General features: G+C 28.0%; 9 protein-coding genes. 4 read left to right on the top strand and 5 right to left on the bottom strand.

Features of this window, described 5'->3' with window-relative positions; all coding sequences use genetic code 11:
* The 4 genes from A6P36_RS04090 to A6P36_RS04075 all read left to right on the top strand — a co-directional run.
* The coding region (locus A6P36_RS04090) for a tyrosine-type recombinase/integrase (RefSeq protein ID WP_066761287.1) at positions 1-910 on the top strand (910 nt) is incomplete at its 5' end.
* Between the two features lie 233 nt (positions 911-1,143).
* A complete protein-coding gene (locus A6P36_RS04085) occupies positions 1,144-2,487 on the top strand; it encodes a DUF1727 domain-containing protein (RefSeq protein WP_066761285.1) in 1,344 nt (447 codons plus the stop codon).
* Between the two features lie 17 nt (positions 2,488-2,504).
* On the top strand, positions 2,505-3,227 hold the full coding sequence (locus A6P36_RS04080; protein WP_066761284.1) for a type 1 glutamine amidotransferase: 723 nt from the start codon (positions 2,505-2,507) through the stop codon (positions 3,225-3,227).
* Positions 3,228-3,301: 74 nt separating this feature from the next.
* On the top strand, positions 3,302-4,549 hold the full coding sequence (locus tag A6P36_RS04075) for a phosphodiester glycosidase family protein (protein WP_066761283.1): 1,248 nt from the start codon (positions 3,302-3,304) through the stop codon (positions 4,547-4,549).
* A 32-nt stretch (positions 4,550-4,581) separates the two neighbouring features.
* On the opposite strand, the gene A6P36_RS04070 is transcribed toward A6P36_RS04075, so the two are convergent.
* The 5 genes from A6P36_RS04070 to A6P36_RS04050 form a co-directional block, all read right to left on the bottom strand.
* The gene (locus A6P36_RS04070) at positions 4,582-7,860 is read right to left on the bottom strand and encodes a DUF4214 domain-containing protein (RefSeq protein WP_066761281.1); all 3,279 of its coding nucleotides are present in this window, start codon (positions 7,858-7,860) and stop codon (positions 4,582-4,584) included.
* 318 nt (positions 7,861-8,178) lie between these two features.
* The gene (locus A6P36_RS04065; protein ID WP_066761279.1) at positions 8,179-11,298 is read right to left on the bottom strand and encodes a DUF4214 domain-containing protein; all 3,120 of its coding nucleotides are present in this window, start codon (positions 11,296-11,298) and stop codon (positions 8,179-8,181) included.
* Positions 11,299-11,738: 440 nt separating this feature from the next.
* Positions 11,739-12,731, bottom strand: a complete 993-nt coding sequence (locus A6P36_RS04060) for a glycosyltransferase family 2 protein (RefSeq protein ID WP_066761278.1) — start codon at positions 12,729-12,731, stop codon at positions 11,739-11,741.
* A gap of 100 nt (positions 12,732-12,831) precedes the next feature.
* Positions 12,832-13,815 carry a glycosyltransferase family 2 protein gene (locus tag A6P36_RS04055; protein ID WP_066761276.1) on the bottom strand — a complete coding sequence of 328 codons (984 nt, stop codon included), beginning with the start codon at positions 13,813-13,815 and terminating at the stop codon, positions 12,832-12,834.
* 82 nt (positions 13,816-13,897) lie between these two features.
* Positions 13,898-14,896, bottom strand: coding sequence for a glycosyltransferase family 2 protein (locus tag A6P36_RS04050; RefSeq protein ID WP_066761274.1), 999 nt, complete (start codon positions 14,894-14,896; stop codon positions 13,898-13,900).
* Positions 14,897-15,048 lie beyond the last annotated feature (152 nt).

Raw genomic sequence — 15,048 nt, 5'->3', positions numbered from 1 at the left:
AAAAAATAACAAAAAAACCTTTAGAGAAATATGCTATATATTCCTAGAAGACTGTAAAATTAGGGGTTTAAGAAATACAACAATAATTACTTATAATACTCAAATTAAATTTATTTTAAAAAATTTCAAGCTATCCGACAAAGATATCAGAAAAATTAAAGTTAATGATATACACGAATTCATAAATTCTAGAATCAATTTGTATCACGGAATTTTTAAACGTAGAATTATAGAATTCCTAAAATATATATTTAGTTATGCTCAAAAAAATAAATTTATAAATAACAATATATTTGATGAAATTAAGTTACCACCTATTAATAGAACAAATAGAAATATCTGGAGTGAAGTTGAAATACAAGAATATTTGCCTATATTAAGAAATTTTAAGTATTTTGACATTGTTTTACTCACTTTAGAAACAGGTATGAGAAGAGGAGAAGTTATAGGTTTAACATGGGACTGTGTAGATTTTAATAAAGGAATTATAACAGTAAATAAGTCTTACACAATCCATAGTGGTTTTGTTGGAATGCACACCCCTAAAACAAACTCAGGTACAAGAGAGATAGTACTTTTAAATGAAAGTTTTAAAATCTTAAAAAAAAGATATAAAAATAGAACCTCTAAATATGTATTTCCTAGCGATAAAAATAACAACATCCCAGTTAATCCAATGTGTGTATCAAATTATTTTCGAAATTTTTTAAATAAGCATAATATAAAACCAATCAGATTCCATGACTTAAGACATACTCATGCAACTCTTCTATTAAATAAAAATATAAATTACAAAATTTTATCAAAAAGACTAGGACATTCTAATATTTCATTTACATTACAAACATACACACACATTGTTCCTGAACATGAAATACAACTTTTTAAAACCTTATCTAAAATCTTTTAAATAAAGCTGTTTAAAAAAATCAAATAATAGTATATAAAAAATAAGAAAACTTATTTTTTTGATATAAATCTAATCATTCTGCAATATCAAAAATATAAGTTTTCTTTTTTATATTTAAAATAAAATTTCATATTTTTTAACGCTTTAACTATAGATTTTAACATACCTGTATTATTTTTAATAAATATGATATACTCAAAAATAGTTATTAAATTTTTTGAGGTTAGAGTAATATGAAAAAATTATTATCAATTATAGTAACAAAAATAATCATTTTATTTTTGAAATTTAAAAACAAGGGAAGCTCTTTTCCTGGAAAAATTGCTTTAAAAATATATCCAGATATTTTAAAACATGTATCTAAAAATGTGGAAACAATTTTAATAACGGGAACAAATGGGAAAACAACAACTACGGCTCTAACAAATCACATATTCAATAATGCTTTTATAGATTGTTTTTCAAACTCAACAGGAGCAAATATGCTAACTGGAATAGTTACTACATACATAAAAAACTACAATTTATTTAATAGAAAAATTAGTAAAACTGCCATAATAGAAGTTGATGAAGCTAGTTTAAAACACGTTTGTAAATACATACAACCTAAAATAATCGCTGTTACAAATATTTTTAGAGATCAACTAGATAGATATGGAGAAGTTTATACTACTTTAAATCACATAAAAGAAGGAATAAAGCTATGTAGTAACTCAAAGCTTATTTTAAATGGAGACGAGCCACTTCTTTGTTCACTTGAAAAAGTTTATAATAATAAATTTTTCTTTGGTTTTGATAATTTTAAAAGTGATGAAAATACAAAAAATTTAAATGTTGAAGCTAAAAATTGTAAATTTTGTGGTGAAACCTATACTTACAATTTTATAACTTACAACCATCTTGGAGATTTTAAGTGTAATAACTGTGGTTTTAAAAGAGAAAAACTTGACTTTTCCATAGCAGACATTTTAGAAAACAACATAAATGAAAGCATAATTAAAATTAAAAATAACGTTATTACTATTAATCAAGGTGGTATATACAACATATACAATGTGCTTTGTGCTTATGCAATAAGTACAGTTTGCAGTATTCCTGATTATATAGTAATTGATTCTATAAAATCATTTTCAAAGGTTTTCGGAAGGCAAGAAAATTTTAAAATAAAATCAAATTCTATAACAATGTTTTTAGTTAAAAACCCTGCTGGATTTAATGAAACATTAAACACTATAAATTTAGACAAAAATAGTGAAATGTCTATAGGTTTTTTACTTAACGACAATTTTGCAGACGGACAAGATGTTTCTTGGATATATGACGTAAATTTAGAGATGATAAAAAATTTCAATATAAAAGAATTATTTACAGGTGGAATTAGAACTCATGATATGTCTTTAAGGCTTAATCTTACAGAAATTGAAAAACCAATTAATACTTTTGAAAAATATGAAGATATTTTAAAATACTTAGAAAGTAAAGAAAACGAGACGATTTACATTCTGTGTAGCTACACTTGTATGCTAGAGTTCAGAAAATTTTTATATAATAAAAACTATTTAGATGTAGTTTGGTAGACGGGAGAGGATTTATATTGGAAATAACCATTCATCATTTTTATCCTGACTTATTAAATACCTATGGAGATATTGGGAACATTTTTGCTATTAAAAATAGGTGTAAAAAACGTGGTATATCAACTATTTTAAATAACGTTCATCTAAATGATATACCTGAATTAAATAAGGGGGATATTGTTTTTATTGGTGGTGGACAAGATTTTGAACAATCACTTGTAACGAAAGATTTATTAAACAAAAAAGAGATTTTACATAATTTCATTGAAAACGGTGGCGTTACTTTGTGTATATGTGGAGGATATCAACTACTTGGAAAAAGTTATACAACCGTAACTGGAGAAGTTTTAGAAGGACTTAGTATTTTAAATATTGAAACAAAGTCTTCAAATACTCGAAATATTGGAAATATTATTATTAAAAATGAAGAATTAAATGAAACTTATGTTGGTTTTGAAAATCATTCTGGAAAAACATACATAAATGATCACACTCCACTTGGAAAATGTTTAGTTGGACATGGAAACAATGGAGAGGATAACACAGAAGGAATTATATATAAAAATTTAATTGGTACATATATTCACGGTCCACTTTTACCTAAGAATCCTGAAATAACAGATAGATTAATTTTAAATAGTTTAAAAGAAAAATATGAAAATGTAGATTCACTTGAAGAAATAGATTCTACTTATGAAACTAAATGTAGAGATGCTTTATTAAAAAGATTTATGAATTAAAATTTTTAGCTTAAATTTAAAAATAACATAACGATAATATAACTATATTTTTAGTATACTTTGGAGTAATTTTTATGAAAGCACTTAGGAAAAATTTTAAATTATTTATAGTTAGTATTTTTATGTTTTTAATGTTTAGCATTACTACAGCATTTTCTTACACACCATATTATTACAAAATAACTTTAGAGGAAGGTATAACATTTGTACATGATACTCTTACAAATTATGATGGAAAAGGAAACAATCAAGAAATAAATTACATTGAACTTGATTTCAATAATCCAAATATAAGTTTATCTTTAGTACAATCAGATGATTTATCAGCCTCTAAAGAAACTTTATTAAATCAACTTGAAGAAGAACGAGAATTAACAGGAAAAAATATAGTAGGCGGTGTTAACGGAGAGTTTTTTAGACTCGCAGACGGACAACCCCTCTTTACAACAATTTCAGATGGAGAAATTTTTTCAATAATAGACACTAAAGAGGAATCTTTAAAAAGACCTGTATTTTATATAGATAAATATAGGAATTTTGCTTTTGACTATTTAACAATAACTGGAGTTTTAAAATTTTTAAACGGGAGATATGATGACCTTAAAATAGACTCACTAAACAAATTAGATTCATACAATGACACAAATGTTTCTACTTATAAAATAAATCCTGAATCAACTTATTACCCACATCAAGGATTACCTTCAAGATATATGCTTATTGAATTATCAAACAGTGATGGTACAATTCATCCTGGAAGTGAAATTTTAGGACAAGTTATTGAAGTTGGAGAAATGGACGAGCCTAAGAAAATTAAGAAAAATCAAATTCTTATAACCTCTTACGGAGATGAAAATTATTATAATATTGGATACGATTTTTTATATTCTCCTGTTTCTATTCAATTTGATATTTTTTCAGATAATGATAAAAAAATGAGAAATGATATTATTACAGCTTTTACTGGTCATGAATATCTAATCAGAAACGGACAAGAAATGGATTTTAATTATTATAAAAATTTAGCTGATGTTAGTTTAATTAATAATAGAAATGCAAGAACTGCAATTGGAGTTACAGCGGATAGCAAAGTTATACTATTTACTGTTGACAAATCTGATGAAAGTTTAGGAATGAGTTTAAAAGAATTATCTAGTTATTTAAAATCATTAGGAATTATAAATGCCATGAATTTAGATGGAGGAGGTTCTACTTCCATATCATTTGAAAATAATGAGCATAAACTTTTTTTAATGAACGATCAAGATAAATATCAAAGAGCTGTAGTAAATGTTATAGCTGTAACGTCTCAAAATAAATAAGGCATAGAAATTTTTCTATGCCTTATTATTTTTTACCACTCAACTCCCATTTTGTCAGCAAGTTCTTTTAATTCATTTTCATTTACCATTCTATCAGCAATAGCTCTAAGAGCAGTAGACTCTGAACCATAAACAGCTAATACTTTCTTATACTCATCAACCCAGAATTTCTTACCTGCTTCGTCAGAAGTTCTATTAACTATAGCATTATATAGAGCTTCTATTTTCTCTTCTGTAGATTTGTATTTTTCAACAAATTCTTTCTCAGTCAACATATTTAATAAGAAATCTCTCAAAGAAACCTTCTTATTTTTCAAGTTGTCTAAGTGGAAGTGGTAACCTGCTTCGTCAGCTGGTCTTCCAAACACTACTTGATAAACATTAGCTAAATATTTTTCAAGTTCTGTTGTAAAATCAACTTTAATATTTTTAAGAACTAAAGTTTTAGTCTTTCCGTTATTATCTATATAATCAATACTTATTTCTGAATAATCTTTTCCAGGAACTAATCCTTCAAGAACAACCTTACCATTTTCAAATTTAGCAATTACATTACTAAATTGTTCCTTACTTTCAGTAACAATCTTTCCATCAAGATCTCTATAAGTTATTTTAACAGCAACTGGATTCTTTCCTAAATCATAACTAAATCCTGAAGGAAGATTTACAGATACAGAATCCCTATATGATGTTGAATTACTTGTAGTTATATAAATAGTTGTTGAACCTCCTGAAGTTCCAGTTGTACTTCCACTCCCTGTAATTGTACTATTTACTGAAGAAGTTGGTAAAGTTACTTCTGTAGTTTCATTTGAATAAATCTTCTCTGTTGAAGTTCCATTATTATAATCATAAACTGCCCTAAATTTATAAGTTTTTCCTGTTGTAAGTCCATCTACAGTTTTAGTAATTGCCTCTTCTTTAACTTCAGATTTATCAACTTTTGCTGAAGAGTCTTTCCAATCTGACCAAGTAGTAGTATTTCCATTAATAGTTTTTTCTGAATACTGAATAACTCCACCAGATACTTTAGGAATATCATCTGTACTAAAGAAGTTAGCATCTATAACTATACTTGCTGAAGTACTTGAAACTGCCTTAACATCTCTTACTTCTATAGTAAATGGTGTCCTACTAACTACAATACCCGCTGAATAAGTTCCTTGATATTTTCCTGTATTTGTAGTTGTAGAAATCTTATGAGAACCATTTGTTAAACTACTAAAAGTAACTCTTAAACTATTACTTCCGTCAATGCCCAATGTTCCTCCTGTTGTAACTGTTGAATTAAACTTAGCCACTATATCAAATTGACCTTCTATTTTATCAGTATTCGCATTTGAAACTTTTACTTCTCCGTCAAAATTAACTGCATCTACTCTTGTAATATTAATTGTGCTTCCTAAATCATTTAATTTCCAATTTATAGTTGAAGGAACTTGTCCATTAAATTGAACTCTAAATACTAAATTTCCATTATTATCTTTCTCTACGAAGCTTATACCTGTGCTTCCAGAAACACTTAATTTTCTAGCTAATGTATTTTCATCAGTTCCTTTTAATAATTCTTCTCCATTTGTTAAAATTAGATTTCCTTCTGACGCACTTACTCTCTCAAACTTAGCATTTACTATACTTCCATCTATAGCATCTTTAGCTATAACTACTGATGCTTTAACTGGTGTTGTTGTATGTCTTGTATTAAATTTAGAAGTATCAGAATCATTAGTTCCAGCTTTTTCAGGTGCTATATGCGGTAAATCTACCAAAGCACCACTTTGATCAGCAAATAATTCATTATCAACCATATCTGCTAATTGTGCTACAGTACTACCTAAAATAGGAGTTTCTTCTGCTGTAAAATTAAGAGATACTGAATTATATCCATGTTCTAACTTACTTGTATCATAATTAAATGTTACCGTACTTACAGGAACCATATTAGCATCTGTAGCACCTGAATTAGTATCAGGCTTACTAGCTGTAGGAGGAATTTCATTCATTTCTAAAATAGGCTTAACTCCTCCCATAACGTATAAACTTTTATATTTTGTGCGATTTATAACTATAATAGCAACACCTACTGAACTAACTTCTTTTGAAGCATCGTATAAAGATTGAACTTCACTTCCTAAACCAACACTTCCTACTCCATAAGCAACATTCATTTGTTTTCCATTATCTGCTGTAGTTAAATATCCTCTAAAAGGTCCCCATGTCATCATATAAGCTGGCAAGAAATTACCTCCAGTTGCTTTATCTAAATACAATAAATCAACATTTTCTCCTCCAACACTAATAGTCAAGTTAGCATTTGTTGTTGAAGTAGATGACACATCAATTTTTGCTCCCCCTTGTCTGTGAGCTCCATTAGAATCCGCTGTTTTAGTTTCAGTTTGAGTATAGTCTAAAACAGAAGTAGTTCCAACTTTAAACTTAAAGTTTGTATCATTTAAATATGTACTACCATTAGCACTAGAAGTTTTAGTTACGTCTACAGTTGAAGTATCATAATCTTTTTCAATTACAGTTTTAATTTCATTTGCTGCAGTTGTAGTATTAGTTGCGTATGCTTTAACTGTTGCTTGTTCTTGCTCTGTTAAAATTATTTGAGTACTTGTAACTTCATTTCCGTTTTCTTTATAAACAAGTTTATAAACTTGTCCAGCTTTCATATCTGGAACAGTAAATTTATTATCATTTGAAGTTTTTATTGTATCTATTAATTTATCACCTAAATACAACTCCAAAGTATTACTTGCATCTATTGTTTTAGCTTGTCCATTAACTTTAACATCTGTAACTTCAATTGTTCCGATTCCAACATTAATACTCGCTGTTAATTCATTTTCTTCATAAGTTTTTCTCAAAGTAAGTGTGTAAACTTTATTTGTTCCGTCTTTATATTCAATAGTTACATCTCCACTATATATTCCTGGAGCATTCATTCCTTTAACTGTAGATTTTCCTGTATTTGCATCCCAAAAAACATTTACATTTCCATTAGTATCTGTAGTTGGTCTTTCAGTAAATTTTGTATACGCAAGACTTCCACTAACATTTTTAACATTATCTTTATTTACATCTTTAAAAGTCAAAATAACTTCACTATCTGTTACGCTTTCAACTGTTGTTTGTAAAGTTTCAATTTTTATACTATTAAGTTTGTTTATATCTTCAGTATTTGTCAATCTTCCTTGTTGTTGTGCGTGAACTACTTGTACCTTTCCGCCAAAATTTCCAACTGAAACAACAAAAGTATTAACACCAAGTGCAGCTGCTAAGGTCAACGCTACTCTTTTTTTATTCATAATAATTATACCTCCAAAAATATATATTTTTATATAAAAATTTATTAAACACTTTAATTAAGTACGAAATTTTTATTCTAATTAAATATTATCTTAACTAAAAAATAAATAAGGCGTAGAACAATTTTCTACGCCTATCCTTTTTTAGGAAGTGATAGTTGAATTAATAAAACAATTTCTTGTTCTCAAGTTACGCGACACAGTTAAATTTCTATACTTAAAAATTTTATCTTTTGTAAATTTAAAAATTCATCATTTGCGAGTTATTCTTTTGTTAATTTCCAATTCATTTTCATTTGTAAAGGGTACATTATTATTTTACCATTGAACTCCCATTTTGTCAGCAAGTTCTTTTAATTCATTTTCATTTACCATTCTATCAGCTATAGCTTTAAGAGCAGTAGTTTCTGAACCATAAACAGCTAATACTTTCTTATACTCATCAACCCAGAATTTCTTACCTGCTTCGTCGGAAGTTCTGTTAACTATAGCATTGTATAAAGCTTCTATTTTCTCTTCTGTAGATTTGTACTTTTCAACAAATTCTTTTTCATTCAACATATTCAATAAGAAATCTCTTAAAGAAACTTTCTTGTTTTTCAAGTTGTCTAAGTGGAAGTGGTAACCTGCTTCATCTGCTGGTCTTCCAAATACTACTTCGTAAACATTAGCTAAATATTTATCAGATTCTACTGTAGTAGAAGTTTGGATATTTCTAAGAATTATGCTTCTAGTTCTTCCGTTGTTATCAGTGTAATCAACAGTTATTTCGTTATAATCCTTTCCTGGAACTAAACCGTTAAGTTCAACGTTATTTCCGTTAAATCTAGCAGTTACATTACTGTATTGTTCTTTAGTTTCAGTAACAATTTTTCCATCTTTATCTTTATATTTGAATGTTACAGCAACTGGATTTTTGCCTGAATCATATCTAAAGCCTGAAGGAAGAGTTACAGAAGCTGAAGTACCAGTTAATGTTGAGTTGCTTGTAGTTACATTAATAGTAGTTGAACCTGTTGAAGTTCCAGTCGTTGTTCCTCCACTTCCTGTAATTGTACTACTGCTTGAAGAAGTTGGTAACGTTACTTCCGCAGTTTCATTTGAGTAAACTTTTTCTGTTGTAGTTCCGTTGTTATAATCATAAACAACCCTAAACTTGTAAGTTTTTCCTCCTGTAAGTCCAGTTACAGTCTTAGTGATTGCATCTTCTTTAACTTCAGATTTCTCAACTTTAGTTGAAGAATCTTTCCAATCTGACCAAGTAGTAGTAGATCCGCTAGTAGTTTTTTCTGAATACTGAACAACACCACCAGTTACTTTAGAAATATCATCAGTTGTAAAGAAGTTAGCATCTACAACTAAACTAGCTGAAGTATTTGAAACTGACTTAGCGTCTTTTGCTAATATAGTAAATGGTTGTTGAGTAACCCAAATACCAGCTGCATAAGTTCCTTGATATTTACTTCCAGCACCAACTGTAGCATTTATAGTTTTATTTCCAGTTCCTAAATCAGCAAAAGTAACTCTTAAATTACTTTGACTTTCAAATCCTACAGTAGCACCTGTTGGAACTGAATTTCCAAATGCAGCTACAAGCGCAAATTGGTTTTGAATATTGTTTGTATTAGAATTTGATGTTGTAACTGTATCTTTAAAGTTAACAGTTTCAACTGCTCCTTTACTTGTTTCTAACTTTCCACCAAATGTAGAAGAAGTTGAAACTAAGTCTTTATTATCGACAGTAAATGTCCAATCTATAGTTGTAGGAAGAGTTCCATTGTACTCAACTGCAAATCTTAAATCAGTTTTGCTTCCATCAGCAACTAAACCAACTTTTGACGCTCCTGATACACTTAACTTAGAAACAACATCGTTTGGATTAAAGTTTGCTGGGAATAATGATTGTCCATTCTTTAATATTAATTCTCCAGTTGAATCACTAGTTTTAACAAATTCTGCACTAATTGTAGACGCATCCAATTTATCTGCAGAAACTATTATTGAAGCAGTCACACTTGATACTCCCACAGCTGGCTTTTCAGTAAGAGTAGGCTTAACAGGATTAGTTCCATGAGTTATAGCACCTGACCAGCCATCAAACGTATTACCACCAAATGTAACTTCTGAACCATTAATAGACTGAATACCAAAAGTAACTGGAACTGATGAATATCCATGCTCAAAACTCTTAGTATAATCTAAGGCTGAAACATCCAAAGTTGCCACACTTGTTGATATAGAATCTACCTTAAGATTACCATTATTACCTGTCGTATCTTGTGAAACTCCTGAAACTTTATCAGACGCATCAAAATATACAACTGGAGCATCGCTTCCTACTTTAATTGTATAAATTCCAACTAAACCTGTAGCATTAGCTGGAGTTGCTCCATATCCAAGCTCAAGATGTGGCACATAGTTAGCTGCTGCAGCATCAAGTCCAGCTGTACCTAAATTAACTTTTAATGTACTATCGGTATTAAAACTAGCACTTAATATAGCTCCTGCTGGATTAGCGCCACTATAAGTTTGCTTAAACTCAACTATTGGTGAAGATATTCCACTAACAACAACATTAGCTGCAGTAGTGTCAAGTGTAACATCCGCATCAGCTACTCCATAGTCAGCAACAACTTGTGATTTTAAATTTGCTTCAAAATTTGCATTATCATTTGAACCAAATCCTGCAAATACAGGTGTAGCATCCTTAACTAACATAAGCTGAGTAGACACTTCATGTAAATCATTTGCATATTTATAAACAACTTCGTAAACTTGTCCTTCTTTAAAATTGATTCCGCTATTAAATACCGCTCCATCTGTTGCAGTATAAGTAGCTTTTGGAGTAGTTGAAGTTACACTTCCTCCTTTTTCTACTAAATACAAAGTTTCGCCATCTTTTAATGCTTGTCCATTAAATTTAACACCAGTAATTTTTATAGCCCCTGCTGTAACATCAACTTTTCCTAATTCTATTGTATCAGTAGCTTTCTTTGTTAAAGATAATGTATATGATTCTTTAGCTCCGCCATTATACTCTATAGTAATAGTTCCTGTATATATACCAGCTTCTTTAATTCCACTGAAAGTCAACTTACCGTTAGCCCATGTAGGAGTTACTGCTGAATTTTGTCCATCAATACTTTCTCTCTCTGTGAATTTTTTGTGTTCAAATGCTGTAGAAGTAACTGATTTAATATCACTTGTTTTAACATTGTTAAATGTTACTTCAACATTACCATTTGCTAAATTTGTAGCTGTAGTATCTAATTGTTTTATACCTATAGCTTTACGTCTTGCTTCCTCTTGATCAGTCATAAGTCTGCTTGATTGAGCATGTGCTACCGTAATTTGCTCCCCAACTTGTCCAACAGTTACCATTAAAGTATTAACACCAAGTGCAGCTGCTAAAGCCAAAGCCACTCTTTTTTTATTCATAATAAATTTGCCTCCAAATTTCCTTTTTTAAAAATAAACTTTTCAATTTTTTAATTTCTATTTAATTTAAGTTCTCGCACTAATTAAGTAAAGTTTAAAATTTCCTTCTCGCAAACATCAAAATAAAAATAATTAGGTTTAGGTTTTTAGTCAAACATTTTTAGTAATTTAAAGAAAACAAATAATTCGAATTACAGTTAACTTCTTTCCTATTGCCATACCCTATTAAAACTTTAAAACGCCCCCTTATAATGTCATTTCTCATCAATCAACTTAAAGCATTTCAATCATTTTTATAAAATAATAACAATTACATTACAATAATAATACATTATTTATTCGAAAGTCAATAATGTTAACTCATATTTAAATATTTTTTAATATTTAGTAAGTATAGATTTTTATTTAATTGGAATAATAATAATTTATTTAGATTTATTTTAGCTACCAGACAAAAAAATATTTTTATAAGGTCGATACTTTCCACATTCTATGAAAGGTTTAACACAATTTCTAAAACTCATCCCATAAAATATAACATTACCTTCCCCATCTGTAATCTCGTTCATATTATTCATAAAAAATTCTTTAACTTCACTTTCTGTTATTATTTTAAATTTATTAATCTTATCACTAAAAAACTTCAAAAGTATTCTTAAAATGCTCTCTTTCTCATCACTCTTCCTAAAAATTATTACCCGTCTGCTCTCATTAATAATATCTTTAAATAAATGTGTAAACGCAACTTCTGTATGTTTCTCAAGTAATCTTTTATCACCACTTAGCGATAAATTTTCATTATGAACACGATAATTTAGTTTCTCTTCTTCGAGTATGGAAATTCTTTTTCCCGCTTTATGAAGCATTACACTTAAATAAAAATCTTCTATAATAGAACAATCTTTTTTAAAAGGTAATATCTCTTTTAACACCTCACTTTTACAAAACATTGTACTTCCTGTTATAGGTTGACCTAGTAAAATTCTATTCTTTTGTTCCTCATATGTTCTTATAGGTTTATTTACACACTGCTCTAAATACCTCTTTTGTCCTTCTCTACCTGTCCCAAAACATTTTATATAACAACCAACCATATCAAAATTATTCTCTTTTAAAAACTTAAGTTGCTTTTCATATCTATCAAGTTCATTTACATCATCAGAATCACATCTCGCAATATATTTCCCACTTGAAACAGCTAAAGCATTTTTCATAGTTAAACAAATTCCCATATTTTTTTGAGTGATTACCTTAACTCTTTTATCAAGCTTCTCATAATGCTTCATAATTCTCAAAACATCATCACTTGAACCATCATCAATTAAAATTATTTCAAGGTTAGTATACGTTTGATTAAGTACACTTAAAATTGTTTCATGTAAATATCTATCTCTGTTATAAATAGGAACAATAACGCTTATTAAGTCTTCCATTTTTCATCTCCCAAAAATTTTTAAATCCATAAAATTGTATTTTTATTTAAAAAAATAATTACTCAAAAAAAATAAAACCATTTGGAAAATTCCAAATGGTTTACACAAGCAAAAATAAATTTTCAAGATATTTATACCCAAGACGTTTAGAAGAATAATAAACACTTTCTAAAAATAAACTTCCTGAAAATACAACTGAATCTCTATAACTATATTTAAAAAGTTCTTCATTCATAAAATCCATAAATTGATTTTCATCTACAAATTTACAATTTAGATTATTAAAAGACTCATTAATAACACTTTTTATTAATTCTAACCTATCACTTATCTCTATAAAAATTATATTTTCATAATGAAACAAAACATCATAAAATAAATAATTAAACATAAGTTCAAAATGCCTTCTAAGCATATTTTTTCTACTCTTAGGGTTTAAAGAAGTATTGGTGCTATGAACTCTATAATTATATAAAACTTCTTCTATTATCCCTATTTTATACCCCTTTGTATGAAATAATAAATATATTAACCTATCTTCAACAATTCCATAGTCTTTATGAAATGGCATTAATTTTTTAAACACTTCACTTTTTCCAAAAATAGCTCCCCCATTTATAGCTTTTCCCAGATATATCCTCATAAATTGATCATCAAAATTTCTTATGGGAATATTTAACCCTTCCATACATCTTTGATAGCCTTTATCACCATTTCCAAAACCTTTTAAATAACATCCAATCATATCACAATTATTTTCTTTTAAGTACTTAAGTTGTTTTTCATATCTATCAAGTTCATTTATATCATCACCATCACATCTTGCAATGTATTCGCCATTTGAAATAGCTAGTGCATTTTTCATAGCCATACATATTCCCATATTTTTCTGGGTTATAACTTTCACTCTTTTATCAAGCCTTTCATAATACCTAGCAATTCTCAAACTATTATCCGTAGAACCATCATCAACTAAAATTATTTCAAGATTTTTATATGTTTGATTAATTACACTTGAAATACCTTCGTGTAAATATTTTTCAAGATTATAGATAGGTATAATAACAGTTATTAAATCTTCCATTTAATCACCTACTTTCAAGAAATTATATTTAATAAAAAATACAAATATATCAAAAAAACCACTTGGAAAACTCCAAATGGTTTTAATAATAACAATCCACTAACAAAAACAAATTTTCATACATTTTATAATTTCTATATTTTAAAATATCCAAAACACAATTAAAAAACATACTTCCAGCAAAAAATATTGTGTCTTCTGATTTATAATTAAAAATTTCATTTTGAATAAAATCTTCAAAATTATGTTCATTTACAAACTTAACATTTAAATAATTAAAATAATTTTTAAAAGTATCTTTTATGAGTTTTTCCTCATCTTCTCTCTTAATAACAACTATATTTTTATACTTTTCTAATTTCTCATTAAACAAAAATCTAAATAACGCTTCAAAATATTTATCCACACATTTTTTCCTATTTCCTGTAGATAAAGAGGTATTAGTATGATGAATCCTATAATTGTACAATACTTCTTCTAAAATTCCAATTTTACATCCATTTTTATGAAGAATTATATATAAATACCCATCTTCAACAAGTCCATAATCTTTGTGAAAAGGATTGAATTTTTTAAGTACAGAAGCTTTCGCAAAAATACACCCTCCATTTATACAACCACCTGTTAATATTCTAACATACTGATCATAATCATTTTTTATAGGTCTATTTATAAAAAATTTAACTCCTCTTTTAGCAACATCATTTCCATCTCCAAAACTTTGAACATATACTCCTACAATATCGTAATTATTTTCTTTTAAATACTTAAGTTGTTTCTCATATCTATCAAGCTCATTTATATCATCTCCATCACATCTTGCTATATATTCACCATTTGAAATAGCTAAAGCATTTTTCATATCTACGCATATTCCCATATTTTTCTGAATTATAACCTTCACCCTTTTGTCAAGCCTTTCATAATACCTAGCAATTCTCAAACTGTTATCAGTAGAACCATCATCAACTAAAATTATTTCAAGGTTTTTATGGGTTTGGTTAAGTATACTTTCCATTGTTTCATGCAAATATTTTTCCCTATTATAAACAGGAACAATAACTGTTATTAAATCTTCCATCTACCCTCCAAATAAAAATTTAATTTCAATGAATTTTATTTCAAAAAACATTAGAATATTTCATAAAACAAAAAGTCATTTGGAAAAATCCAAATGACTCACTACTTCCAGTAACAATCAATAACAAAAAATAAATTTTCATACATCTTAAA

Source organism: Candidatus Arthromitus sp. SFB-turkey, assembly GCF_001655775.1.
GTDB lineage: Bacteria > Bacillota > Clostridia > Clostridiales > Clostridiaceae > Dwaynesavagella > Dwaynesavagella gallinarum.
Note: the sequence above shows the minus strand (reverse complement) of the source record. Positions and strands in the feature narration are given on the sequence as shown.

Excerpts from the sequence above, each read along its gene's own strand:
- A6P36_RS04085 (WP_066761285.1), top strand. The coding sequence starts at position 1,144 with ATGAAAAAATTATTATCAATTATAGTAACAAAAATAATCATTTTATTT.
- A6P36_RS04075 (WP_066761283.1), top strand. The coding sequence starts at position 3,302 with ATGAAAGCACTTAGGAAAAATTTTAAATTATTTATAGTTAGTATTTTT.
- A6P36_RS04070 (WP_066761281.1), bottom strand. The coding sequence starts at position 7,860 with ATGAATAAAAAAAGAGTAGCGTTGACCTTAGCAGCTGCACTTGGTGTT.
- A6P36_RS04065 (WP_066761279.1), bottom strand. The coding sequence starts at position 11,298 with ATGAATAAAAAAAGAGTGGCTTTGGCTTTAGCAGCTGCACTTGGTGTT.
- A6P36_RS04060 (WP_066761278.1), bottom strand. The coding sequence starts at position 12,731 with ATGGAAGACTTAATAAGCGTTATTGTTCCTATTTATAACAGAGATAGA.
- A6P36_RS04055 (WP_066761276.1), bottom strand. The coding sequence starts at position 13,815 with ATGGAAGATTTAATAACTGTTATTATACCTATCTATAATCTTGAAAAA.
- A6P36_RS04050 (WP_066761274.1), bottom strand. The coding sequence starts at position 14,896 with ATGGAAGATTTAATAACAGTTATTGTTCCTGTTTATAATAGGGAAAAA.